23 protein-coding genes are annotated in these 24033 nt (G+C 43.4%); 9 read left to right on the top strand and 14 right to left on the bottom strand.

Translation table 11 applies throughout. From position 1 onward, the window contains the following. Positions 1-623: 623 nt before the first annotated feature. Both H6H03_RS14960 and H6H03_RS14955 read right to left on the bottom strand, forming a co-directional pair. Positions 624-968 carry a DUF760 domain-containing protein gene (locus tag H6H03_RS14960; RefSeq protein WP_096541283.1) on the bottom strand — a complete coding sequence of 115 codons (345 nt, stop codon included), beginning with the start codon at positions 966-968 and terminating at the stop codon, positions 624-626. A 286-nt stretch (positions 969-1254) separates the two neighbouring features. After that, positions 1255-2211, bottom strand: coding sequence for an RNA polymerase sigma factor, RpoD/SigA family (locus H6H03_RS14955; RefSeq protein ID WP_096541279.1), 957 nt, complete (start codon positions 2209-2211; stop codon positions 1255-1257). Positions 2212-2660: 449 nt separating this feature from the next. On the opposite strand from H6H03_RS14955, the gene H6H03_RS14950 reads away from it, so the two are divergent. After that, a complete protein-coding gene (locus H6H03_RS14950) occupies positions 2661-2975 on the top strand; it encodes a hypothetical protein (RefSeq protein ID WP_190955887.1) in 315 nt (104 codons plus the stop codon). On the opposite strand, the gene carB is transcribed toward H6H03_RS14950, so the two are convergent. Beyond that, entirely contained in the window at positions 2951-6274 is a 3324-nt protein-coding gene (gene carB, locus H6H03_RS14945; RefSeq protein ID WP_190955873.1) for a carbamoyl-phosphate synthase large subunit, read from the bottom strand. The two genes, H6H03_RS14950 and carB, sit on opposite strands and share 25 nt — an antisense overlap. Positions 6275-6830: 556 nt before the next feature. Continuing rightward, positions 6831-7385, bottom strand: a complete 555-nt coding sequence (locus tag H6H03_RS14940; RefSeq protein WP_190955872.1) for a DNA starvation/stress protection protein DpsA — start codon at positions 7383-7385, stop codon at positions 6831-6833. A gap of 159 nt (positions 7386-7544) precedes the next feature. On the opposite strand from H6H03_RS14940, the gene H6H03_RS14935 reads away from it, so the two are divergent. From H6H03_RS14935 to H6H03_RS14925, 3 genes are all read left to right on the top strand, one after another. Next, positions 7545-7793, top strand: coding sequence for a hypothetical protein (locus H6H03_RS14935; protein ID WP_190955871.1), 249 nt, complete (start codon positions 7545-7547; stop codon positions 7791-7793). A 122-nt stretch (positions 7794-7915) separates the two neighbouring features. Beyond that, the gene (locus H6H03_RS14930; RefSeq protein ID WP_190955870.1) at positions 7916-8173 is read left to right on the top strand and encodes an Asr1405/Asl0597 family protein; all 258 of its coding nucleotides are present in this window, start codon (positions 7916-7918) and stop codon (positions 8171-8173) included. A 77-nt stretch (positions 8174-8250) separates the two neighbouring features. Then, positions 8251-8907, top strand: coding sequence for a (2Fe-2S) ferredoxin domain-containing protein (locus tag H6H03_RS14925; protein ID WP_190955869.1), 657 nt, complete (start codon positions 8251-8253; stop codon positions 8905-8907). Between the two features lie 314 nt (positions 8908-9221). Here the strand turns inward: H6H03_RS14925 and H6H03_RS14920 are convergent, their stop codons facing one another. Both H6H03_RS14920 and H6H03_RS14915 read right to left on the bottom strand, forming a co-directional pair. After that, positions 9222-9488: a type II toxin-antitoxin system RelE family toxin gene (locus H6H03_RS14920; protein WP_190955868.1), complete on the bottom strand. Its 267-nt coding sequence runs from the start codon at positions 9486-9488 to the stop codon at positions 9222-9224. Beyond that, positions 9485-9724 (bottom strand): hypothetical protein, encoded by a 240-nt coding sequence (locus tag H6H03_RS14915; protein WP_190955867.1) that lies wholly within the window; start codon positions 9722-9724, stop codon positions 9485-9487. The genes H6H03_RS14920 and H6H03_RS14915 overlap by 4 nt, the downstream gene beginning before the upstream one ends. Positions 9725-9825: 101 nt before the next feature. On the opposite strand from H6H03_RS14915, the gene H6H03_RS14910 reads away from it, so the two are divergent. Beyond that, positions 9826-10461 (top strand): restriction endonuclease subunit R, encoded by a 636-nt coding sequence (locus H6H03_RS14910; protein WP_190955866.1) that lies wholly within the window; start codon positions 9826-9828, stop codon positions 10459-10461. 52 nt (positions 10462-10513) lie between these two features. Here H6H03_RS14910 and H6H03_RS40315 read toward each other — a convergent pair whose 3' ends face one another. Then, positions 10514-12976 (bottom strand): tetratricopeptide repeat protein, encoded by a 2463-nt coding sequence (locus H6H03_RS40315; RefSeq protein ID WP_242057906.1) that lies wholly within the window; start codon positions 12974-12976, stop codon positions 10514-10516. Positions 12977-13149: 173 nt separating this feature from the next. On the opposite strand from H6H03_RS40315, the gene H6H03_RS39950 reads away from it, so the two are divergent. From H6H03_RS39950 to H6H03_RS14890, 3 genes are read left to right on the top strand one after another with little or no spacing between them, the layout of a single operon-like run. Beyond that, positions 13150-13401: a hypothetical protein gene (locus H6H03_RS39950; protein ID WP_206758836.1), complete on the top strand. Its 252-nt coding sequence runs from the start codon at positions 13150-13152 to the stop codon at positions 13399-13401. A gap of 31 nt (positions 13402-13432) precedes the next feature. Continuing rightward, a complete protein-coding gene (locus H6H03_RS14895) occupies positions 13433-13861 on the top strand; it encodes a putative toxin-antitoxin system toxin component, PIN family (RefSeq protein ID WP_190955864.1) in 429 nt (142 codons plus the stop codon). After that, positions 13858-14103 (top strand): ribbon-helix-helix protein, CopG family, encoded by a 246-nt coding sequence (locus tag H6H03_RS14890; RefSeq protein ID WP_190955863.1) that lies wholly within the window; start codon positions 13858-13860, stop codon positions 14101-14103. Before H6H03_RS14895 ends, H6H03_RS14890 begins: the two co-directional genes overlap by 4 nt. A 108-nt stretch (positions 14104-14211) precedes the next feature. Here H6H03_RS14890 and H6H03_RS14885 read toward each other — a convergent pair whose 3' ends face one another. The 5 genes from H6H03_RS14885 to H6H03_RS14865 all read right to left on the bottom strand — a co-directional run bounded on the left by H6H03_RS14885 (position 14212) and on the right by H6H03_RS14865 (position 20145). Continuing rightward, positions 14212-17394 (bottom strand): tetratricopeptide repeat protein, encoded by a 3183-nt coding sequence (locus tag H6H03_RS14885; protein WP_190955862.1) that lies wholly within the window; start codon positions 17392-17394, stop codon positions 14212-14214. A gap of 561 nt (positions 17395-17955) precedes the next feature. Continuing rightward, positions 17956-18429, bottom strand: coding sequence for a hypothetical protein (locus H6H03_RS14880; protein WP_190955861.1), 474 nt, complete (start codon positions 18427-18429; stop codon positions 17956-17958). Positions 18430-18641: 212 nt separating this feature from the next. After that, a complete protein-coding gene (locus tag H6H03_RS14875; RefSeq protein WP_190955860.1) occupies positions 18642-19397 on the bottom strand; it encodes a Rid family detoxifying hydrolase in 756 nt (251 codons plus the stop codon). Further along, a complete protein-coding gene (locus H6H03_RS41780) occupies positions 19378-19602 on the bottom strand; it encodes a pentapeptide repeat-containing protein (RefSeq protein ID WP_190955859.1) in 225 nt (74 codons plus the stop codon). The genes H6H03_RS14875 and H6H03_RS41780 overlap by 20 nt, the downstream gene beginning before the upstream one ends. Positions 19603-19713: 111 nt before the next feature. Next, entirely contained in the window at positions 19714-20145 is a 432-nt protein-coding gene (locus H6H03_RS14865) for an NUDIX domain-containing protein (protein ID WP_190955858.1), read from the bottom strand. 223 nt (positions 20146-20368) lie between these two features. Here H6H03_RS14865 and malQ point away from each other — a divergent pair, with 223 nt between their 5' ends. Further along, positions 20369-21877 carry a 4-alpha-glucanotransferase gene (gene malQ, locus H6H03_RS14860; protein ID WP_190955857.1) on the top strand — a complete coding sequence of 503 codons (1509 nt, stop codon included), beginning with the start codon at positions 20369-20371 and terminating at the stop codon, positions 21875-21877. Between the two features lie 87 nt (positions 21878-21964). Here malQ and H6H03_RS14855 read toward each other — a convergent pair whose 3' ends face one another. Together H6H03_RS14855 and H6H03_RS14850 are read right to left on the bottom strand one after the other, a co-directional pair. Next, entirely contained in the window at positions 21965-22801 is an 837-nt protein-coding gene (locus H6H03_RS14855; RefSeq protein ID WP_190955856.1) for a helix-turn-helix domain-containing protein, read from the bottom strand. A 374-nt stretch (positions 22802-23175) separates the two neighbouring features. After that, complete coding sequence (locus H6H03_RS14850; RefSeq protein ID WP_190955855.1) at positions 23176-23964, bottom strand: pseudouridine synthase; 789 nt, start codon at positions 23962-23964, stop codon at positions 23176-23178. Positions 23965-24033: the final 69 nt, after the last annotated feature.

The following is a 24033-nucleotide window of genomic DNA, read 5'->3' as shown; positions in this document are numbered from 1 at the left end:
GAGGAGACTTGTACTGAGCGGAGCCGTTGGCGCAGCCTCTCGTAGAGAAGTATGAGGAGACTTGTACTGAGCGGAGCCGTTGGCGCAGCCTCTCGTAGAGAAGTATGGGGAGATAATTTCTCAGTCAACAGTCAACACTCCCAATCCCCCATAACAAAACTCGGCAGACTAGTTTTAATCTTGCCGAGTTTGTATTGATTGCGAATCTTGTTTATCGCTGTTTGTTTATCCACACGTTTTTGTTATTCATTTAAAAATGCGCCTCTGATTTGACTAATTCCCAAATTAGGTAAATTTCGAGAAAAACGAATTAAAAAATTCTGCATTACTCTGTACTCTTTGGGTATCAATTTCAATCCAAGTTCGCTTGTTTTTTGCTTCTTGTTAAATACTTATGTAATGCATGATTGCAAACTCTACACAAGGATTTCGCAGATGGCTATTTTCTTAGTGATGCTAGCCATGACTGGGAATGACTTCAGCCCAATGATATTAAACTTCCTAAACTTTACAGCGAATTGCAACTAAGGTAAAGTATACAACCATTCGTCTAAAACCCAAGTGAGAAACCTGTTTTACTAGCCAATTCTGAATCCTGAATTCTGAATTCTGCTGTAATATTTTTAGTCAATTTCGCTATTATTGGTTTCAGTTCCTTGTAGGGCGATTTCAAAATTCATTCTCTGCTCGGCGTTACGCAAGAAATAACCGCTAATCATCGCAGAGGCCAAAAGCCGACCGAGGCTTTCACGACTGGTGGTGACGGTAACTCCAAAGTGTTCTGAGGGTAAGTTTCCCAAAAGTCCTGTAATGTTACGTTCCATCACCTGAAAAACTTCGGGAGAACTGGGTTTAGATAACTGAGTAACTGTCTCAGGACTCAAGGATTTAACGTATTGCCATAGCAAATCGCTAGTTTCTGATTCACCATTGAAAAATTCTGAGACGCGATTGGATGGATTATTCATTTTCTATCTCCTTGACTACGATTTTTAGCTACGGTATTCGTATTTGGAGACTAAATGCCTTTTGGGGATTTGTCTTAACTGACTGTTTAGTCTTCCTGTTAAATAATGTAACAGGCTCTTTTGCTGCTGGAAGTGGGTGTAACCGTACCAACAGCAGGGTATTTTCTCACCAATTGGTCAGTAGCAGTTAGTCATTGAGCTTTGGTTTTCACAAATGGCAAAGCACAAAGTCTGAGCAGAGGTTTCCTTCGCTCAGACTTTGTAAGAAAGTGTAAATGACAAATGACTAACTTGCCAAATATTCATCCATGTTGGCTTTAGATTTACGAAGTTTGGTCAAGGCTTCGCGTTCAATTTGCCGGACTCGTTCCCGGCTAATGTTGAGGATTTCACCGATTCTTGCCAGAGTCAGTGCTTGGCCGTCAGTTAACCCAAAGCGTAGTGTGATTACTTCCCTTTGTTGTGGCGTGAGATCGCCCATGAGGCGCTCTAAGTCATAAGATAGGGAAGATTGCATAACAAATTCTTCTGGAGAAGCTCCTGGATCTTCCAGCATTTCTCCGAGTTCGGTGTCGTAGTTGTCACCTAACCGCAAATCCAAGGAAAGAGGCAAACGCGCCTTTTCTAGATATTCTCGCACTTGCTTTGGCGTCAATTCCAATTCTTGAGCTAGCTCACCAGCTGTGGGAGCGCGTCCCAATTTTTGAGACAATTGCCGCTGTGCTTTTTTAATTTTATTTAATTTTTCGGTTATGTGGATAGGCAGCCGAATGGTGCGGGCTTTTTCTGCTATAGCACGGGTGATAGCTTGGCGAATCCACCAATAGGCATAGGTTGAAAATCTATAACCTTTGGTGGGGTCAAACTTTTCCACACCACGTTGCATTCCAATACTACCTTCTTGGATCAAGTCCAGTAAATCGACGTTGCGCTTGATGTACTTTTTGGCAACGGAGACCACCAGCCGCAAATTGGCTTCTACCATCTTGCGCTTGGCAATTTCACCATCAGCGATCGCTTCGTTCAACTCTTCTGGTTCTAATTGTGCCGCTTTTGCCCACTCTTCTAGAGTTGGTTCGCGACCTAACTGGTTGGCAAGACTTTCCCGCGATTCGTGCAAAGCCGTTGAACGTTGCACCTGCTTACCATAGAAAATCTCTTCCTCGTGGGTTAAGAGTGGCACACGGCCAATCTCACGCAGGTAAGTCCGCACGAGGTCTGTGGCTGTCTGAGCGGTCTTCATGGCGCTACTCTTTGGTGATGATGGGTTTGATGGTAGGGTCATTCAGGGATAGATGCTCTTTATGGGTACTAGCCAGTCTGACTGGGAACCCATACTTATGCTTTGCAACTTACGCGCCCGATAAATTCGGCTGCTCATAAATAATCAAAATTGAGCTTCTTAACTGCTAAAAGTTACAGTTATTTCCTACTTTCCACAAGTATCTACAGTTAGATAAAAGGTAATTTCTTAAACATTCTTCTATTAGATTAATATTAATAATTGTAACCTTTCTGATAAGGTTTTGGCTATATACCTGAAGAAATTTCCTCGTTGTTCCAGTTGATGCAGTAGTATTTTTCCTTTTAATACCGCTTAAAAGGCGATTTCACTACTTATCTGGCTCAAAAAAACTTCCTCATATTTGTTAAAATATCTCAATGAGAACTATAGTCATTCTCTTATAAGGATTGTTTAATTTTTGGGCATTGGGCATTGGGCATTGGGCATTGGGCATTGGGCATTGGGCATTGGGCATTGGGCATTGGGCATTGGGCATTGGGCATTGGGCATTGGGCATTGGGCATTGGGCATTGGGCATTGGGCATTGGGCATTGGGCATTGGGCATGGAGAGGTGTGGGAAGACACGGCAGAAAAAATCTTCGCCATCCTCCCACATTCCCCACACTCCCCCATCTCCTTTGCCCCTCCACCCCTCTGCCTCCTGCCCATCTCTCCCGACTCCCGACTCCCGACTCCTTACTCCCTTGCAACCTTGCAGTAGTCTTGGATGACTTTTACATCCAAGGTTGTGTTTTGTAAGGAACGAATGGCGGCCACGGTAGCTTTTGCACCTGCAATGGTTGTTATAATAGGGATTTTGTAAGCCAAGGCTGTGCGGCGAATTAGCCTCGCATCGGTATGGGCTTCTTCGCCAGAGGGTGTGTTGATAATCAGTTGAATTTTCTGGTTTTTGATTGCATCTAGGACGTGGGGTCGCCCTTCATGGAGTTTCAGTACTAATTCAACATTTAACCCTTGTTCCAGAAGAACCCGGCGCGTACCAAGTGTGGCCATCACGTTAAAGCCCAAATCGATAAATTCTTTCACCACAACTGCGGCAGATGTTTTATCGCGATCGCTCATTGATACAAACACTGTTCCGCTTAACGGTAAACGCTCCCCAGCACCCAATTCGGCTTTGGCAAAGGCTCGTCCAAAGTCGCTGTCAATCCCCATCACCTCACCAGTGGAGCGCATTTCTGGGCCTAATATTGTATCAGTTCCAGGGAATTTATTAAAGGGTAATACAGCTTCCTTAACAGCAATGTGAGTCGGGATGATTTCCTCGGTGAAGTTTAGCTCCTCTAAGGTTTTCCCTGACATGATTAAGGACGCTAGTTTGGCTAACTGGACGCCCGTTGCTTTAGAAACAAATGGCACTGTACGGGAGGCGCGGGGGTTGGCTTCCAAAATGTAAACTTGGGGAGAATAGCCGCTTGCACCAACGACGGCAAACTGAATATTCATCAATCCCACCACTGACAACGCCTGCGCTAGTTGCACTGTCCATGTACGAATTTGGTTGAGAACTGCTGGTGGTAAGGAAATCGAAGGTAACGAACAAGCGGAGTCTCCTGAGTGAATTCCTGCTTGTTCGATGTGTTCCATAATCCCGCCAATCACAACCCGTCCTGTATGGTCGGCGATCGCATCGACATCAACTTCAATGGCATTTTCTAAAAACTTATCAATTAAAATTGGATGGTCTGGTTCTACCTGCACCGCAAAGGTCATGTAGCGTTCCAACTCTCCATCGGAATAAACGATTTCCATCGCCCGTCCCCCCAACACATAGCTAGGACGCACCACCACCGGATAGCCAATGCGTTTGGCGACAATCAGCGCATCTTCAAAACTCCGAGCAATACCATTAGGTGGTTGAGCAATATTTAACTCTTTGAGAATCTTCTCAAATCGTTCTCGGTTTTCTGCCATGTCGATGGAATCTGGCGATGTACCCCAAATTTTGGGGATTGGGGACTGGTGATTAGGGATTGGGGATTGGGAACTCTCCCCAGTCCCCAGTCCCCAGTCCCCAGTCCCCAATCCCTGCAAATATTCTTGGAGGGGAACAGCCAACTTCAGCGGTGTTTGCCCGCCAAACTGGACTATTATGCCTACAGGATTTTCAGCTTCGATGATATTCAGGACATCTTCTTTTGTTAACGGCTCGAAGTAAAGGCGATCGCTGGTATCATAATCTGTGGAAACTGTCTCTGGGTTGGAGTTGACCATAATCGTCTCGTACCCTGCTCCTTTGAGTGCATAGGCAGCGTGACAACAACAATAGTCAAACTCAATTCCCTGTCCGATGCGGTTAGGGCCACCACCCAAAATCATGACTTTGGGCTTGGTTGTTGGCAAAACTTCTGTTTCTTCTTCGTAGGTAGAATAGTAGTAAGGAGTAAACGCTTCAAACTCCGCGGCACAGGTGTCCACAGTTTTGTAAACTGGGGTGACTCCTAATTGTTTGCGATAGGCGCGGACTTCATCTTCGGTGGTTTTGGTAGCATAGGCAATCTGGCGATCGCTAAATCCATTCCGCTTCACCTCATAAAGTTGCTCTTTTGTCAATTCCTTTAAGGATGTGCGCTTGAGGAATTTCTCGATATCCAGAATTTGCTGCATCTTATCTAGGAACCACGGGTCAATACCAGTGAGTTCGTAGATTTCCTCAGCTGTGATGCCTAACTGTAAGGCATGACGCACGGCAAAAATGCGATCGGGGTTTGGCGTCCGCAGCAGGGCGCGGATTTGTTCGCCACTGGGTAATTTTTCGGCTTTGTCGCAACCCCAGCCAGCACGTCCGGTTTCCAGAGAACGTAACGCTTTTTGGAAGGATTCGTTGAAAGTCCGTCCAATTGCCATTGCTTCCCCCACTGATTTCATTTGGGTTGTCAGCACTGGTTCGGAACCAGGGAATTTTTCAAAGGCGAAGCGAGGGATTTTTGTAACTACGTAGTCAATTGTTGGTTCAAAGGACGCCGGAGTTTTCTTGGTGATGTCATTTTTAATTTCATCCAAGGTGTAGCCTACCGCTAACTTTGCTGCCATTTTGGCGATGGGGAAACCCGTCGCTTTAGAAGCTAAAGCCGAACTGCGGGAAACGCGGGGGTTCATTTCAATTACCACCACATCTCCAGTGACAGGATTAATGGCAAATTGAATATTAGAACCGCCAGTTTCCACACCTATCTCGCGGATGATTTTAATTGCCATATCCCGCAGCCTTTGATATTCTTTATCAGTGAGGGTTTGGGCGGGAGCTACGGTAATCGAATCCCCGGTGTGGATGCCCATAGGGTCAAGGTTTTCGATGGAGCAGATAATCACCACGTTATCTGCAAGGTCACGCATCACTTCGAGTTCGTATTCTTTCCAGCCGAGTAAAGACTGGTCAATGAGAATTTGGGAAACAGGGCTAGCATCTATACCGACCTGTGCCATTTCTTCAAATTCTTCTTGGTTGTAGGCAATACCGCCGCCACTTCCACCCATTGTGAAGGCAGGACGAATAATTAGGGGATAAGTGCCAATTTGGCGAGCGATGGCTTTTGCTTCGTCTAAGGATTCGGCTGTACCACTGGGACATACAGCTACCCCGATTTTTGCCATAGCTTCACCAAACAATTTTCTGTCTTCGGCTTTTTCAATGGCTGGTAGCTTAGCGCCGATTAACTCAACGCCGTATTTTTCCAGTGCGCCATTTTTGGCTAAGGCAACAGCGAGATTTAGGGCAGTTTGTCCTCCCATCGTTGGGAGTAGAGCATCAGGGCGTTCTTTAGCGATCACTTTTTCGACTAATTCCGGAGTTAGCGGCTCAATGTAAGTGCGATCGGCCGTTTCCGGGTCGGTCATAATCGTTGCAGGGTTAGAGTTGACCAACACGACTTCATAGCCTTCTTCTCGCAGCGCTTTGCAAGCTTGAGTGCCAGAGTAGTCAAACTCACAGGCTTGTCCAATCACAATTGGGCCAGAGCCTAACAGTAGAATCTTCCGGAGGTCATCACGGCGGGGCATAGTAGTTGCCTTGGAGTACGAGAATACAAATCCTGATTATTTTAAGGGTGTTTACCCGCGATCGTGCTTTTTATTATTAAGTTTTCTAACTTGATAGGGCATGGGGCATGGGGCATTGGGAGTGTTGACTGTTGACTGACGAGTTAAAAATTATTCTCCTTGTCTCCTTGTCCCCGCGTCTCCCTCATCTTTCCATGCCCTATGCCCTTTTATTATTTTCTATTTCTAATTTTATTAAATTGTGGTACTAAATTTTCTCTAGCTCTTGCGAAGATTTTTTATTTAATTTGATGAACATTTTCAACAAATGCTGATTTATTGTGGCAGATACCAGGGTGTTTATTTATAACAAATAGGTTACTGACATCAAAATATATCTTGGCTAACTAATTGCTAAATATTTTCAAGGTTAAATATGATGTAAATATGTTGACTTATATAAAAAATGGCAGAGAGATAGGAATGCTACTCTCTGCCATTTTTTATAATATTTTAAGAGTTAATCCTGCTGACTTTTTCTTTCGCTCTAGGTAGAAAAATCTAGATTATGAGAGTTTTAGCTTTGAGCAGCTTGGACAAAGCCTAAGGTTAAGCTGTCTTTAGCGAGGAAGTGGGACAAATGATAAGCACGTTCCTCAGTTTTTAACAAAATCTTTTCGTAGAGATAGCGTGTAGCTCGATCGCCTAAACTCTCTGCCTGGGCAGCTTGGCGGCGAATTACACCAATGATTGCTTGCTCGGCAGCTAAGTCATTTTCTACCATTTGGCGGGCAGAATATACGCCATCGGGTTCTTGTTGAAAACAGGTTAATTCTGCTAATTTGCTGAAGCTTGCAACTGGCACACCGCCCAGTCCATCCAAGCGCTCTCCAATTTCATGGATGTGGTCTTGCACTTCATTGTAGCTTTCGTTAAAAAACTCATGCAGAGAGTAAAATTCTGCACCTTCAACTACAAAATGATGCTTTTGGTACTGCAAGTAAAGTGCTTGGAAACTAGCTAATACAACGTTGAATCCTTCTGTAACTGGGGCAGTTACGCTGTGATCTAACAGTACTGGATTGTCATATACATGACCAAAATTTCGTAACAAAGTTTGTGTTTCAGACATTGTTCTCCTCGCTCTTTAGCAGTTACAGTTTTTAACTGCTTAGTCTTTATATACTAACATTTTCACAATAATGGCAAGGCCTTTTCGCTATGACTAAATTTTTAATTTTTAGCTACAAAAATTGTCGAGTTTATTTGTTTGTTGAATGATGTTTAAGGGGTGGGGCATGGGGCAAACAGGAGTGTGGGAGGTGTGGGAGGTGTGGGAGGTGTGGAAGGTGTGGGAGGTGTGGGAGGTGTGGGAAGAGACGAGGGCATAAATTCTCTTTCTCCCCACACTTCCCCATCCCCCCACACTTCCCCATCCCCCCACACTTCCCCATCCCCCTCATCCCCGCGTCCCCGCGTCTCCCTGATCCCCTTCATCTCCCCATGCCCAATGCCAGTAATTATTTTTTTTCAAAGTTAATGAGAATTGTTTGCACTTAAGGTATGCTGGTTTTAAGAGGTCAAACTCCCATGACTTTCAAAAAGTAAGAAGTTATATCGCGGTATTTACTGCAAGTTTGTTGCACTTTGAGGGCAATTCTCTTGAAATCGTTTAGTTCAGAAGTAGAAAACAAGCACGTTGTAGAAGTGAATTGGGCAGACCGTTGGCAAGTCTATCAACGTCTGAAGGAGTTAGATATTCCTTGTAATTGTGTGACTAATCAGCCATTACAAGTTGAAATTAGTTCTGCCACTGCGGCTGTTCAACTTTGGAGTGTGATACGGCGATTCACTGCCTCTCGCCAAGACCAAATTTGGACTCTTGAATGCTGCTGGAAAAGTCGTTACCAAAAGTCCTAATCTACATTGCTAATTTTTACCCTGGTGTTGAAAAGATCGTTGTAGCTAGCTTGTATTAGTTAAAAGGAGGTTAAAAAATGGGTGCATGTCAGAGTCTGGAAGTATCGGAATTTTGCCTTGAGGGCAGATTTATAGATTTTGTTATTAAAGATGGTTATAAGCTCAAAGGTTTGCTGCTGGGTACTCATGAGGGTGAATGCTACGTTAAACTCGCTAAGCATTTACGGGCTGCTTTTGATTTGCGGCTACCACGAGGTACTTGGCTACAAGTTGTTGGTTACAAAAAATACGATATAAAAAAAGACAAAGTTACATTCAAAGCTGAACGTGTGATGGCGGCACGTTCTGAAGTGGCCAGAGTTCAAACTATCGCTGCACCACAAGAACCTCCATCAATTGATAATGCAAAGGTAAAACCAGCGAAGACAAAAGCGACAATCTTGGTGTGTCAAAAGTCTGATTGCATGAAACGCGGTGGTAAAGCAGTTTGTCAGGCGTTGGAGGCGGCTTTGAGCGATCGCGGTTTAGAAGACCAAGTTACAATCAAGGGCACCGGCTGTATGAAAAACTGCAAAGCCGGGCCAAACCTAGTCATGCCTGACAAAACACGCTACAGCCAAATTCAAGCGCCACAAGTCCCGGCGCTGATGAATAAGCATTTTGCTGACAAAGGTTTAGAACCACAACAAGAGAGTTTTAAAGAAGTACCAATAGTTAATCCAAAGTTTTGCTGATATTGAGAGGAAAGCCTTAACTTATTAATGAGAAAATTTAATAGTAAGTTTTTAGTGTGTTCCCTGGATACTCCCCACTAATCTTTGAAAGATTTTTGCAAGAATCTTAAATGAAGCGATCGCCTACACATTGTCATGAAACGGGCATAATGTAAACGTGTAGGCGTAGTCCGTGGAAGGCGATCGCTTAATATTTCTATGCAATTGAGTTGACCGATTAGACAAATTTGGTACAGTATAGGGCTTGTATAAATATTTTTTTCTCACGCAAAGACGCAAAGGCGCAAAGAAGAGATAGAAATTACGCACTTGTGCTAACTTTCGTATTTATAAATCTCGCTACGGTGTCGTACTTTTATTACAGTTATTATCAAAACATTATCATCTATTTCATAAACTAACCGATAATCTCCTACTCGAATACGGTATGAATTATCATCGCCTTGTAATTTTTTGACCCCGTTTGGACGCGGTTCTATTGCTAAGTCGTTGATTTTAGTCTGTATGCGCTGTTGTATATCTAAAGGTAATTTCCTAAACTGCTTTTTCGCACTATTTGAAAATTTAACTTCGTAACTCACGCAACATCCTTGTTTATTTCATTTTTGATTTCGTTTTGAATTTCATCCCAAGACACAGTACCATTAATGCGTATATCTTCCCTAGTTTCTTTAATGGCTTTTAAGTCTTCTTCGTCGTCTAGTTCGTCGATTCTTTTTAAAAGTGCGTAGATTTCATCTAAAGTACTGTCATAAGCTTGATGTAACAGTACGTTGATATCTTTAATTAACTGTTCTCTTTCTGCTGTTGATTTCATTTTTAATCGTGCAAGCTTGGTTTTAATTTTCTACCACTGTCTCTAGTTTCGTCTAAAAGCACATTTACTTTCACTATTATTTACTAAAATATTTTGGGATTATGGTTCAAACAATACAGGCTAAAGAAATTACGCTGCTTGATTTAGAGAACAGCTTTGGACTGCAATTGGTTGAGGATGAGCAATTTTTTAGAGAGTGGCAAGAGAATTTACCAGAAATAACCGATACGGAAAAAAAACAACTCGACCGAGTTAAGGCAAGTTACGCCAATTTACTCAAGTATCCTCCGCTGTTAGAAAACACCGTCAAGATGGTGGTGCTTTCTCCCTTGTTAGATTTAGCAGACTTTTATCTATCGCCGTTTCATGTCAAATCTGAAAAGTCTGTAGAAGTTACTGCTGACGATGAAGGCGTAACGGTCAAAGGGCAGATTGATGTCTTGATTTTATTTGAACAGCTAGTAGTAGTAGTTATAGAGTCCAAACAAGCAGCTTTTTCTGTAGAAGTTGGTAAAGCACAGCTGCTAGCTTATATGTTGGCATTATCTAACACGGATAAACCAATATACGGGCTAATTACTAATGGTGGTAGCTTTATTTTTGTGAAGTTGGTTAAACAAGAAACACCAAAGTATGCCTTGTCTCGCTTATTCTATATCTTCAATCCAGGGAATGAGTTGTATACGGTTTTGCGTGTATTGAAGCGTCTGGGGAAATTGGCGATAAATGGCAGTTAGTTAACTAATTATTAATTCGTAGACACAAAAAGACTTTTCACCCAGTCCCTTGTTATAGAGAAGACTGCAACAACTGTCGTATAGATGTAGCCTGCACATGGTCAGGGAACACGGTTAAAAAGTCATCTAGGTCTTGGATAGTTTTACGAATAGATTCTGAGGAAGCACCCTTCGATAAGGCATAGCAATATAACCGCTCTGCTGGTTGAATATATTGAGCAGCTAAATAGTAGAGAGCTAAGTTAAAGGCATTACGCCAGTCTTTAGCATCTTTTTCGTAATGCTGTTTAGCAAGCTTGATGGCAAATGCTAGGTCAGCCCATGCTTTATCTGGTTGGTTAAGGGCTTGGTAGGCTAAAGCGCGATTATATAAATACCAATTACTATCAGAATGTAAGTCAATAGCGCGGTTGAAATCTACAAGAGCTTCATTGTAACGCTTAAGCTGGAGGTAAGTTATACCGCGATTTGCGATCGCCCAGTCAAGTTTGGGGTTAAGTTCAATGGCGCGGTCAAAGTCTTGTAGGGCTTCTGGGTAACGCTTCATTAAGCGGTAAGTTTCACCGCGATGTGCCATCGCCCAGTCAAATTTAGGGTTAAGTTCATTGGGGTTAAGTTCAATTGCACGGTTAAAGTCTTGCAGGGCTTCTGCGTAACGCTCCATTAAACGGTAAGTTACACCACGACTTGCAATCGCCCAGTCATCTTTGGGGTTAAGTTCAATTGCGCGGTCAAAATCTTGCAGAGCTTCCGCGTAACGCTCCATGTCACGGTAAGTTACACCGCGACCTGCGATCGCCCACCAGTCAAATTTGGGGTTAAGTTCAATCGCACGGTCAAAATCTTGTAGGGCTTGTGCGTAAAGCTTCATTAAACGGTAAGTTATACCGCGCCAACCTAAAGCAATAGGTTGCCATTTAACTTCAATCCTAGAATTTTGTATGATTGCGGTAAACATTTCTAATGTAACTGGGTAAAACTTTTGGTCAAAGGCTTTTAACCCATTAGCTAGTTGCTCACCCCAACGCTGAACTTCAGCAGCATCCACATCTTTACCAGCCTGAAACATTGTTTCTGCCAACTGTTGGGCAAATTTGCGTTGCTCGTTGAATGCAGCCAGAAATTCATTGAGAGCTACAGATAAATTCCTTTGCGGTGACTGACATAAGCTGTGGTACAACATATTTAAAGTATGACTTTGCCAGCTAGGATCGCGCTGTTTTTCCTCTTCTTCCAATAGCAGCTCGTTCCGCAGAGTGTTGTAATAGTCTGCCAACTTACTATGTATCTCAGCCCAACCTTGTGGCGATGAAAGACGCTTGTGGCGTAACATTTGCGTTTTCACAACATCATGATAAGCCCAGCCATCGGTACGTTTGTTGACAAAGGATGTTTCTTTGAGCCAAGTAAATAGCTCATCAGCTTCTTGTTCTCCTCTCAACTTGGCTATCACATCTCGATTTAAACACCGAGGAATGGCAGCATCAAGAGCCACTTGTCGCCGTTTGGGGTCATCAACCCATTTTAAAAATCTTTCTACAGCACTGCTGCTAGGCTCAAATACTTGATTGGGGTCATTGGGATGTGCATCTGCTAGCATTCCTACCAGCAGGGGCAAATTTCCAGAAAGGTGTAAAATCGTTTCTACAACCTGACTGTTAGTAATGCCTTTGCGAGTTAAATATTGTTGGGCTTCTTCTTCTGTAAAGGGTTCCAGAGGGAAACGAACTATTAACCCCTCGTAAGGTGTCCAATGATTTTTATCTAATTCATGGCGACCGGCAATTGTTATCAATATATTGAGAGATACTTCACCGTGGCGACCCTCTAAAATTTCCCGTAGCCAGTTGTCTAGAAATTCTCCTGTGCGTTCATAGGTATCAAAAAACAGAACAACAGCGGTTTTTTCGGCAATTTTTAAAATATCTTGCAAAAATAACGGCGTCAGCACTTCCTCAGGTTCTTGAACTAAGCGCACGTCATCTTTATTTGTTATTTTTTTTGCAATATATGAAGCCAAAGCATCCTCATCTACACAGTCAAATACAGCACCGCCAACGGGAACTTGACGCGCTAGACGCACACCTGTTTTTACCATAGTTTTCCCGACAAACGCCGAAAAACCTTGAGGAGCATCTGGATCGGTTTCTAATTCCTGGCGCTTTTGACGATAAACTTTGTAGCGTTCTGTAAACTGCGTTAGCTTGTGACCTTGCCGTTCTAACTCCTCAGCCAAACGACCCATGACTTCTGGTACAGTTTTCTCAGCTTCATCGATGTAAGCCGAGATAATTTTTGCTTCATCAGCAATTTTGCGAAACTGGCGTAACAGTGTACTTTTACCAACCCCGCCTTCACCCCAAACGTTAAACAAAAAACGACGGTGGTCATCCTCTAACGGTAAAGCTAAGTTTTGACGAAATTGGTTTACCTGGTCTTCACGACCTACAAAACCCGATTGTTGACGTTGCTTAAGAATATCTTGTAGAGTCTTGGGCTTGTTTTGCGGGTTCATTACCAGATTTAATTTTGAGGCGCTAATGGTTACGAGATAACTACTAAAGCTACAGGCTCTATTTCGGAATTTATCAGACTTTTTTAGGTAATTTTGCTGTATAAGCTTTATTTAAGCTCGACGTTGACCTTCTGAGGCTCGACGTTGACCTTCTGAGGCTCGACGTTGACCTTTTGAGGCTCGACGTTGACCTTCTGAGGCTCGACGTTGACCTTTTGAGGTTCGACGTTGACCTTTTGAGGCTCGACGTTGACCTTCTGAGGCTCGACGTTGACCTTCTGAGGCTCGACGTTGACCTTCTGAGGTTGAAAGTTGACCTTCTGAGGCTCGACGTTGAGCTTTTGAGGCTCAAAGTTGACCTTCTGAGGTTCAACATTGACCTTCTGAGGCTCAATTTTGACCTTAGAACTGCAAAACAGCATTGATTCCTAAGCCCAGAGCCGATATCATGCATCTATGACAGTTCCACAAGTTGTACTTGATACAAATGTTATCGTTGCTGGTTTGCGTTCCAAACGAGGGAGTGCTTTTCGTCTACTGACACTCGTGGGCACAGGAATTTTTGATATCCATCTTTCGGTTCCACTGGTTTTAGAGTATCGAGAGGTATTATCGCGGCAACTCCCAAATCTATATATCACTGCACTAGATGTAGAAGAATTTATTGAGTTTCATTGCTCGGTTGCAACGCAGCATCAGATTTTCTTCCTCTGGCGACCTTACTTGCCCGATCCAAAAGACGATATGGTGCTGGAGCTAGCAGTCAAGGCGCGATGTGATAGCGTAATAACATATAATGCTCGTGATTTTGAAGGCATTGAGCATTTTGGGATAACAATATTGACACCTGTGGAGTTTTTGCAATCTATTGGAGCATTGTCATGAGCAACATCAGCGTCCAACTTCCTGACTCTTTGTACAAAAGTTTGCAGGAACTTGCCAAACAAGACGGGATTTCTATAGATCAATTTGTGGCGACAGCAGTTGCAGAAAAAATCGCTGCACTAACAACAGAAATTTATTTAGGGGAGTTAGCAAAGCGAGGCAGTCGAGAAAAATACGACGCAGTTTTAGCGAAAGTACCAGATATTGAACCGGAATCTTACGATCGCTTACCTACAGCTTAATAACAAAGCGATCGCAAAGCAGTTTCTCATGAGCAAGGCAAAGTAGTAGTAGCGTAGGCGTAGCCCAACCCAGGCATCGCTTAATATTTGTAGTAGAAATTACATGACCTAAGTTAGAGAAGACTGCAACAACTGTCGCATAGATGTAGCTTGCACATGATTAGGGAAGACAGTTAAAAAGTCATTTAGGTCTTGGATAGCTGCATGAATACGCTCTAAGGAAGCACCTTGAGATAAAACATAGCGATATAACTGCTCTGCTGGTTGATTATATTGAGCAGCCAAATAGTAAAGAGCTAAGTTAAAGGCACGCCAGTCTTTAGGATCTTTTTCGTAATCTTCTTTAGCAAGCTTGATGGCAAGCGTTAAGTCAGTTCGTGCTTTGTCTGGTTGGTTAAGGGCTAGGTAGGCTAAAGCGCGATTGTACAGTTTCCAATCACTCCCAGAATCTAAATCAATAGCGCAATTGAAATCTGCAAGAGCTTCATTGTACCGCTTAAGCATTAGGTAAGTTTGACCGCGAAATATGATCGCAAAGTCAAACTTGGGGTCAAGTTCAATGGCACGGTCAAAATCTTCTAGAGCTTCCGAGTAACGCTCCATTAAGCGGTAAGTTTCACCACGACTTGCGATCGCCCAGGCATCTTTGGGGTCAATTTCAATGGCGCGGTCAAAGTCTTGTAGAGCTTGTGTGTATTGCTTCATTGAGCAGTAAATTTCACCGCGACTTGCAATCACCCAGGCATATTTGGGGTCAAGTTCAATGGCGCGGTCAAAATCTTGTAGAGCTTGTGTGTATTGCTTCATTGAGCAGTAAGTTTCACCGCGACTTGTGATCGCCCAGTCAAGTTTAGGGTCAAGTTCAATGGCACGGTCAAAATCTTGTAGAGCTTGTGTGTATTGCTTTATTGAGCAGTAAGTTTCACCGCGACTTGCGATCGCCCAGGCATCTTTAGGGTCAAGTTCAATAGCGCGGTCAAAGTCTTGTAGAGCTTCCGTGTATCGCTCCATTAAGCGGTAAGTTTCACCGCGAAGTGCCATCGCCCAGGAATCTTTAGGGTCAAGTTCAATGGCGCGGTCAAAGTCTTGTAGAGCTTCCATGTAACGCTCCATTGAGCGGTAAGTTTGACCGCGAAGTGCAATCACCGGGGCATATTTGGGGTCAAGTTCAATGGCGCGGTCAAAGTCTTGTAGAGCTTCCGTGTAACGCTCCATTGAGTGGTAAGTTATACCGCGAAGTGCGATCAGCCAGCCAAATTTGAGGTCAAATTTAATGGCGCGGTCAAAGTCTTGTAGAGCTTCCGTGTAACGCTCCATCAAGCGGTAAGTTTCACCCCGAAGTACAATCGCCGGGGCATATTTGGGGTCAAGTTCAATGGCGCGGTCAAAGTCTTGTAGAGCTTCCGTGTAACGCTCCATTAAGTAGTAAGTTTGACCGCGACTTGCTGCGATCGCCCAGGCATATTTGGGGTCAAGTTCAATGGCGCGGTCAAAGTCTTGTAGAGCTTCCGTGTAACGCTTCATTAAACGGTAAGTTACACCGCGATTTGCAATTGCCCAGGCATATTTGGGGTCAAGTTCAATAGCGCGGTCAAAGTCTTGTAAAGCTTCCGTGTAACGCTTCATTAAACGGTAAGTTTTACCGCGCCAACCTAGAGCAATAGATTGCCATTGTATCTGAATGCTGGGATTCTGTAGGACTGCGGTAAACATTTCAACCGTAACTTGATAACGGTCTTCTTCATAAGCTTTTAAACCATTAGTTAGTTGTTCGCCCCAACGTTTAACTTCAGCAGAATCAGCATCTTTACCAGCCTGAAGCATAGTTTCTGCCCATTGTTGGGCAAATTTTCGTTGATTTTTGAGTGCAACGAGAAATTCATTGAGAGATACAGATAAATTCCTTTGCGGTGACTGACATAAGCTGTGGTACAACACATTTAAAGTGTGACTTTGCCAGCTAGGATCGCGCTGTTTCTTCTCTTCTTCTAATTGCAGCTCATTCCGCAGGGTGTCGTAGTAATTTGCCAGCTTGCCATGTATCTCAGCCCAACCCTGCGGTGATGATAGGCGCTTGTGGCGTAACATTAGCATTTTGACGACATCGTGATAAGCCCAGCCGTCGGTACGTTCGTTGACAAAGGATATTTCTTTTAGCCAAGTAAATAGCTCATCAGCTTCTTGTTCTCCTCTCAACTGAGCGACAATATCCCGATTCAAGCACCGAGCAATGGCAGCATCAACAGCTACTTGTCGCCGTTTGGGTTCATCAACCCATTTTAAAAATCTTTCTACAGCACTGCTGCTAGGCTCAATTATTTGGTTAGAGTTATTTTGATAAGCGTCTGTTAGCATTCCCACTAGTAAGGGCAAGTTTCCAGAAAGGCGTAAAATCTCTTCAACGTGCTGACTGTTAGTGATGCCTTTGCGAGTGAGATATTTTCGGGTTTCTTCTTCGGTAAAAGGTTCCAAAGGAAAACTAACTATTAACCCCTCGTTGCCTGTCCAAAGATTTTTATCTAATTCCTGCCGACCAGCAATAGTTATCAATATATTGAAAGATACTTGACCGTGGCGACCCTCTAGAATTTCTCGTAACCAGTTATCTAAGAATTCCCCGGTGCGTTCATAAGTATCAAAAAACAAGGCAACAGCAGTTTTCTCACAAATTTTAAAAATATCTTGTAAAAATAGTGGGGTCAGGACTTCTATAGGTTCTTGAACTAAGCGCACTTCATCTTTATTTGTGATTTTCTTAGCAACATAAGAAGCCCATTCTCCGGCTTGGGTAGCCAAAGCATCCTCATCTACAAAGTCAAATACAGCACCGCCAACGGGAACTCGACGCGCCAGACGCACGCCAGTTTTAACTACAGTTTTTCCCATAAAAGCCGAAAAACCTTGAGGAGCATCGGGATCGGTTTCTAATTCTTGGCGCTTCTGACGGTAAACTTTGTAGCGTTCACTAAACTGCGGCAACTTATGACCTTGCCGTTCCAAGTCTTCAGCTAGACGACCCATAACTTCTGGTACAGTTTTCTCGGCTTCATCTATATAAGCCGTAATATTTTTTGCTTCTTCAGCAATTTTGCGAAACTGTCGTACAAGTGTGCTTTTACCAACCCCGCCTTCACCCCAAATGTTATACAAAAAATGACGGCGATCGTCTTCTGGGGGTAATGTTAGATTTTGCCGAAATTGGTTTATTTGGTCTTCACGACCCACAAAACCTAATTGCTGACGTTGCTTAATAATATCTTGTAGGTTCTTGGGCTTGTTTTGTGGGTTCATTACAAGATTCAATCTTGAGGTGCTAATGCCTACAGAATAATTACTAAATATACATGGTGTATTTCGGAATTTATGAGATTTTTTTTAGGTAATTTTTATGCGTTGACCTTCTGAAGCTCAAGGTTGACCTTTTGAGGCTCAACTTTGACCTTCTGAGGTTCAAGGTTGACCTTCTGAGGTTCAAGGTTGACCTTTTGAGGCTCAAAGTTGACCTTCTAAGCCTCGACGTTGACCTTCTGAGGTTCAAGGTTGACCTTCTGAGGTTCAAGGTTGACCTTTTGAGGCTCGACGTTGATCTTTTGAGGCTCGACGTTGACCTTCTGAAGTTCAAAAATCCTGTGGCGACTAGAAGTCGCTGTTACACAAACAAAACCCGCACTTCTCTACGAGACGCTACGCGAACGACAAGCTCAGTGACCACCTGCACGGGTTTCAAAAATCTTAGATTTAAAACGCGAAAAGGGCATAACATTGTTATGCCCCTACAAATAATGTGTATTTTATTAAATTGTCAACTACTGCGTAGGCGCAGCCCGCCGCAGGCATCGCCTAGTTTAGACTTTAGCTAACTGGCACTTCGGCTTGCTTTTTCTTAGAACGGCGGTTAAACCTGCGTCCCATCTCATCAATGACTGCATCTAATCCTGCGACATCGCCGCTAGCTTTGGCATAGCTATAAACTGCTAAGGCTGCGCCATAAGCTTCGCTAGCAGCCGCTATACAGGTATCATCTACGAGTTCTTGCAGTTGGGTCAAAGATAACAGCACGGGATACAAGTCTTCATATATTTCCAAGTCCCGGCGCATCTCTTCTAAATCAAAACAACGAGGCAAAAAGTTAGGGTTTTGTGTCGCCACTTCTAAGGCTTTGCTGACAAAAGCCCGACTTTTATCTCCCATTTTCAGCATTGTTCGCCGGTCTTCGGGAGTCAAATCAATTAAAAATGGTAACTTTTCTCTAATTGTAGCGATTGCCTGCATGACTGCTTGCTTGTCTACTGGGCTTAACCTGGCACTGACACGATTTTCTGCCATTTTTAATACTCCTTTAGGATACTTAATTTCAGTATTCCCAAAGTTGTATAGGAGTTTGCTTAGATTTGGGAAATTATTTGCGTAGAGAGGGAATAGGGAACAAGGAACTCTTAACAGGAAAGAGGGGGGACACAAGTTTATTGATTTTTTTCACAAATCAAATACATGACATTTTACACTTTATAAATATCCTCTGAGAATGTATGTTCGTACTAACCGCTAATCACCGCAATACATTCAATTTCTACCAAAACATTCTTAGGTAACCGCGATACCTCAACACAAGCCCGCGCTGGGGCTGTATTTTCTGGGAAATATTTAGCATAAATGGCATTCACCGCCGCAAAATCATTCATATCAGCCAGAAAAACAGTAGTTTTCACCACATCTTCAAAAGTCGCCCCGGCTGCTGTGAGGATGGCTTCCAGATTAGCCATTACTTGCTCAGTTTGCTTTTTAACATCATCAGTGTAGACCACATCACCCAGGCGGGGATCGATGGCAATTTGTCCGGCTACAAATAACAATTGACCAGAAGCGGCGATCGCTTGATTATAAGGGCCGACTGGTGCGGGTGCGTTATCAGTACGAATTACTTTACGAGTCATAGATATCACTTTCTCTAACGATGCTACCTGTTTACCGATTTCTATTTGAGAAGCGATCGGTTTGTAAACCTCTCCATCTGGCATTATCGCACCAGTTAGGTCAGCATCTTTAAAGGTTGCCCCATAGATATTTGCCCCAGTTAAATTTGCTTTCTTCAGATTTGCACTATCAAGGTTTGCCATCATCAAGTTTGAATCTGAAAGACAGGCTCTTTCAAGATTTGCTCTTTGGAAACAAGCTTTATTAAGGTTTGCTTCTTTGAAAGAAACCCTGACTAAATCTGCCTCAGCTAAATCGACCTCTGATAAATTACATTTCTCTAAAGTGACTCCCCGAAGTTTAGCTTTCTGGAGATGCATTTGTTAGAGATGCTCTACTAAGGCTAGTATGATTAAGTTTTGCCCTAGTCAGGGTCGCCTCACTCAAATCAGCCCCATTCCAATTTGCACTAAATAAGTCTATCTCACTGAGATCTGCACCTTTAAGGTCTATGCCTTGGCGATTTCCTTTATGAAACTGCCGTATCCCTGCTGCATATCTGTCCAAAAATTCCTCAGCATCCATATTGCACCATTAAATACCACTGGCACAGTATAATCACAAAAACTTTGTGTCACAGATATTCTCCTCCCCTCTTCTTTCTGCGCCCTCTGCGTCCTTGGCGGTTCGTCCCTCTTACCCCAACCTTGGACGTATCCCATAATGCCGATATCGCCAATAATCTTGCAAAATGCGATCGTGGTCAAAACATAAATTATTCGGCACACGCCAAGACTCAAAAATTCCTACACCCTTAGCATCATCTCCAGCCACAGGTTCTCCCGTCGCCGTCGCCAAAAACACAATACTAATGGTATGTTGACGCGGATCGCGATTGGGGTCAGAATACACCAGTAATTGTTCAATTAATTCCACCTGCAAACCAGTCTCTTCCTGGGCTTCTCGCCGTGCCGCCACTTCCACAGCTTCCCCATAATCCACAAAACCGCCAGGAATAGCCCAGCCTAAGGGTGAATTATGTCTTTCAATTAACACTATTGGTCGATGAGGTCGATCTACTAGTTCAATGATGATATCAACTGTCGGTGCAGGATTTCGGTAAGACATGGAATTTTAGATTTTGGATTTTGGATTAATAAGGAATTGAGTATTAGGTATTAAGTATTGGGTACTGGGTACCAAAAAACTCTCCCTAATCCCTAGTCCCCAGTCCCCAGTCCCCAGCCCCGACTATGGACAGCTTTCAAAGCTGAACATAGCATGATAAATTCGATGCGATCGCGTAGCTTTTTGTTGTGGCGATCGCTTGCTCCTATAATTCAGGTTAAATATGCCTTTTCCCAGATCTAGTGGCATTTTGCTGCATCCTACTTCTTTTCCCAGTCGATTTGGCATTGGGGATTTAGGCTTAGAAGCCTATCGCTTCATTGATTTTCTCAAAGAAAGCTATCAACAATATTGGCAAGTTTTACCTTTAGGCCCCACTGCATACGGAAATTCCCCGTATATGTGCTACTCAGCAATGGCGGGAAATCCCCTACTGATTAGCCCAGAAAAACTTATAGAAGAGGGTTTGCTAGTTGAAGAAGACTTTGCTAATCTACCAGCATTTCCAGAAGACAAATTAGATTACGATCGCGTTGTGCCAATCAAGATTGGACTACTCAAAAAAGCTTGTGAAAACTTTAAAGTTAATGCTACGCCTATCCAGCAGAGAGAGTTTGCAGGTTTTTGCGACAGCAAAGCTTATTGGCTAGATAATTATGCCTTATTTATGGCATTGAAAGATGCTAACGAAGGAGCAAGCTGGCATAAATGGGAACCTGAATTTGTTAAGCGCGAACCAGAAGCATTAGATAGAGCGCAGCGCCGCCTGAATGCAGAAATTTTTTATTACAAGTTCATCCAATTTGAATTTTTCCGCCAGTGGTCAGACCTGAAAAGCTACGCCAACATGCGCGGTATAGAAATTATTGGCGATATCCCCATTTACGTAGCTCACGATAGTGCCGATGTCTGGGCGCATCCCGACATTTTTGCCTTAAATGAAGAGACGGGAGAAGCAGCCCAAATGGCAGGAGTCCCACCAGATTACTTTAGCGCCACCGGTCAATTGTGGGGAAACCCGGTTTATAACTGGGAGGAATTGCAAAAACAAGACTTTAAGTGGTGGGTGCAGCGTTTTGAAGCCATGCTGGATTATGTAGATATAATTCGCATTGACCACTTCCGAGGCTTCGAGGCTTATTGGTCTGTACCCCAAGGCGAAGAAACAGCCATGAATGGCAAATGGGTGGAAGCGCCTGGAGAAGCTTTTTTTGAAGTGATTGGACAAAAACTCGGCAAGCTACCCGTATTAGCAGAAGATTTGGGAGTAATTACACCAGAGGTCGAAGCACTGCGAGACAAGTTTGAATTTCCGGGAATGAAAGTTTTGCAATTTGCCTTTGGTTCCGATCCCGGCAATCCGTTTTTACCGTTCAATTACCCGCGAAATGCTGTAGTTTATACCGGAACCCACGACAATGACACAACCGTTGGCTGGTTCAATACAGCTAACGACTACGAAAAGCAAAATTTATTGCTTTATTTAGGTTGTATCAGTCCTGAAGGCATCCACTGGGATTTAATTCGACTAGCATTGAGTTCCGTAGCCAATCAAGCGATTATTCCTTTGCAAGATATTTTGGGATTAGGAAACGAAGCCCGGATGAATTTTCCTAGTGTTGCTGAGGGTAACTGGGGATGGCGCTATCAAGCAGCAGCGTTAACAGAGGAATTAAGCTCAAGGCTAAAAGTTCTTACTAGACTCAATGGACGTGCCCCGAAAACAGATTGAGGAATGGGGAGTGTGGGGAGTGTGGGGAGATGGGGGAGAAAGAGAATTTATATATGCCCCCTCTCTTCCCACACCTCCCAGTGCCGCTCATCTCAAAAACTTGGGTTTAGCAGCCGCAATCATAACTTCTTCTTCTTTGCCTAGTTCTCCCATTTCTTTGGCTTTCTCTTGATTAACGCTCATCAAAACACCACCAGCATTATCAGTTTTAACTGTTAGTTGCTCTTGGGCTTTCCAAACCCGGTGAGTACCTTCCGGTAGAGTACCTTCAAACGCAGTTTTACCATCAGCTATTACGCGAATCCAAGATGACGCTTTCAAGGTAACGCCAATTTGTACAGCCTCTTTTTGTTTGACGCTGCTTGAAGTGTCGCTGACAGGTTGAACTTCTGGTGAGTGTTTCGGTTCGGCTAATTCTGGTCTACCTATTTCTGGTTTAACAATGGGCTTTTGTTTTGGCTGTGGTTCGCTTGGGATATTACTGGCTTGTAGTACGGCGTTATTTAATAAATAGGATAAGCCATTTACAGAGCATAAAATTAGCAATATGTAAAGAAAGTAAAGATGAATAGGACGTAGTTGATTCAGGGGTGAAGAATTCGCCGTAGGTTGGAAGTTTACTTGTGGAGAATTAATCGGAAAAGTGTCAGCTAATTCGGCTCCATTTAAGCCCAGTGCGTCGGCAAATTGTCTGATCAAACCCTGAATATAAACTGGTTCTGGAAGATCGTTTAAATTACCTTCTTCGATCGCCTGCAATAACCGCCGCGGAATCATGGTCAATACAACCACTTGTTCTAGAGATAGGCCCTGTTCTTGACGTAACGCCCAAAGTTGAGCGCCAATTTCTGCCAACTTCTGAGATCTTTGTTGCTCTAATGAAAGTGGGGGCTGCTGATTATTTTTCTTTTTTGGCCATTTCATGCCTTCTGACACTCCTTAACTCAACTAAATCTTTAATAGGTTGCTTGAACAAGAATTCAGAATTCAGAATTCAGAATGAATTTGTAGCTCTTTTTATCAAGAACAAATGGGCTTAAAACCCCTAAACAAATCTACGATTTGGCGAACAGCATTGCAAGAAGATTTTCTTCTAGTAAGTGGTTGACGCACTTAAGAGGTTTACTAGCCATCGAGCGTCACCCCAAAGCCAGTCTAAAATTAGCTGGCGATCTCAAGCCCCACTTACATAGGGATTAGCAAGAAATAAATTATCCAATCTTGTGGGGTGGGCGTCTCGCCCGCCCTTGGTTTGGGGCGGATAAGATGTCCACCCCACAAGAAAAATTGGATGTTTTTTAAATTCTGAATTCTGAATTCTGACTCCTGAATTCTGGCTCCTGGTCGATCTGTTCTCGCAAAAACTGAATTTCACGATCTTTGAGGAAACGATATTTACCCTCTGGCAAAAATGGTTCTTTTGGCGTTTGTAATTGAATTGAGCCGATCGCACTCCGATGCAGCTGGATTACTGGGTACCCTAGTTGTTGTGCTACTCGGCGAATCTGGCGATTTCTTCCCTCCTGTAAAACTATTTCTAAAAAGCTTCCTTGGGCAGAACTTTCTACGATCTGTACCTTAGCAGGCCGGGTTTTTCTACCCTCTAACACCACACCCTGACGCCACATCCGCAATACTGCTTCTGGAGGATGTCCTTTCACCAAAACACGATATGTCTTGGAAATGCTGTGACGTGGATGGGTTAGCCCAAATGTCAAGTCTCCGTCATTTGTCAGGATTAATGCTCCAGTGGAGTCTACATCTAAACGCCCAACTGGATGAATACCTGAACCCTCGCGTAATTCTTTTGGTAATAAATCCAAGACTGTTGGTCTTTGGTGAGGATCGTAGCAAGTTGAAACTACCCCAGCTGGTTTGTGCAGCAACAGATAAATCAAGGCTGGGCGCTGCTTTGGAGATATCAGCTTGCCATCAATAGCGATCGCATCTTTTTCGGGATCAACTTTTTGACCTAAATGTGCCAATACCCCATTGATCCGCACTCGCGATCGCCTAATCATTTCTTCAGCTTCACGACGTGAGGCAATACCCAATTGAGCAAGAACTTTTTGTAACCGTGCCTCCATGTATAAATTACTGATTTACTGTTAACTATTAAATGATATTTGCATTTTGTAGTGACTAGGCATAAATGT

The sequence above is a fragment of the Nostoc paludosum FACHB-159 genome (genome assembly GCF_014698835.1).
Classification (GTDB): domain Bacteria; phylum Cyanobacteriota; class Cyanobacteriia; order Cyanobacteriales; family Nostocaceae; genus Nostoc; species Nostoc paludosum.
The sequence above is the reverse complement of the archived record's forward strand: the minus strand, read 5'-3'. Positions and strand labels throughout refer to the sequence as shown.

Excerpts from the sequence above, each read along its gene's own strand:
- H6H03_RS14960 (WP_096541283.1), bottom strand. The coding sequence starts at position 968 with ATGAATAATCCATCCAATCGCGTCTCAGAATTTTTCAATGGTGAATCA.
- H6H03_RS14955 (WP_096541279.1), bottom strand. The coding sequence starts at position 2,211 with ATGAAGACCGCTCAGACAGCCACAGACCTCGTGCGGACTTACCTGCGT.
- carB (WP_190955873.1), bottom strand. The coding sequence starts at position 6,274 with ATGCCCCGCCGTGATGACCTCCGGAAGATTCTACTGTTAGGCTCTGGC.
- H6H03_RS14940 (WP_190955872.1), bottom strand. The coding sequence starts at position 7,385 with ATGTCTGAAACACAAACTTTGTTACGAAATTTTGGTCATGTATATGAC.
- H6H03_RS14925 (WP_190955869.1), top strand. The coding sequence starts at position 8,251 with ATGGGTGCATGTCAGAGTCTGGAAGTATCGGAATTTTGCCTTGAGGGC.
- H6H03_RS14915 (WP_190955867.1), bottom strand. The coding sequence starts at position 9,724 with ATGAAATCAACAGCAGAAAGAGAACAGTTAATTAAAGATATCAACGTA.
- H6H03_RS14910 (WP_190955866.1), top strand. The coding sequence starts at position 9,826 with ATGGTTCAAACAATACAGGCTAAAGAAATTACGCTGCTTGATTTAGAG.
- H6H03_RS40315 (WP_242057906.1), bottom strand. The coding sequence starts at position 12,976 with ATGAACCCGCAAAACAAGCCCAAGACTCTACAAGATATTCTTAAGCAA.
- H6H03_RS14895 (WP_190955864.1), top strand. The coding sequence starts at position 13,433 with ATGACAGTTCCACAAGTTGTACTTGATACAAATGTTATCGTTGCTGGT.
- H6H03_RS14890 (WP_190955863.1), top strand. The coding sequence starts at position 13,858 with ATGAGCAACATCAGCGTCCAACTTCCTGACTCTTTGTACAAAAGTTTG.
- H6H03_RS14885 (WP_190955862.1), bottom strand. The coding sequence starts at position 17,394 with ATGAACCCACAAAACAAGCCCAAGAACCTACAAGATATTATTAAGCAA.
- H6H03_RS14880 (WP_190955861.1), bottom strand. The coding sequence starts at position 18,429 with ATGGCAGAAAATCGTGTCAGTGCCAGGTTAAGCCCAGTAGACAAGCAA.
- H6H03_RS14875 (WP_190955860.1), bottom strand. The coding sequence starts at position 19,397 with ATGCATCTCCAGAAAGCTAAACTTCGGGGAGTCACTTTAGAGAAATGT.
- H6H03_RS41780 (WP_190955859.1), bottom strand. The coding sequence starts at position 19,602 with ATGGATGCTGAGGAATTTTTGGACAGATATGCAGCAGGGATACGGCAG.
- H6H03_RS14865 (WP_190955858.1), bottom strand. The coding sequence starts at position 20,145 with ATGTCTTACCGAAATCCTGCACCGACAGTTGATATCATCATTGAACTA.
- malQ (WP_190955857.1), top strand. The coding sequence starts at position 20,369 with ATGCCTTTTCCCAGATCTAGTGGCATTTTGCTGCATCCTACTTCTTTT.
- H6H03_RS14855 (WP_190955856.1), bottom strand. The coding sequence starts at position 22,801 with ATGAAATGGCCAAAAAAGAAAAATAATCAGCAGCCCCCACTTTCATTA.
- H6H03_RS14850 (WP_190955855.1), bottom strand. The coding sequence starts at position 23,964 with ATGGAGGCACGGTTACAAAAAGTTCTTGCTCAATTGGGTATTGCCTCA.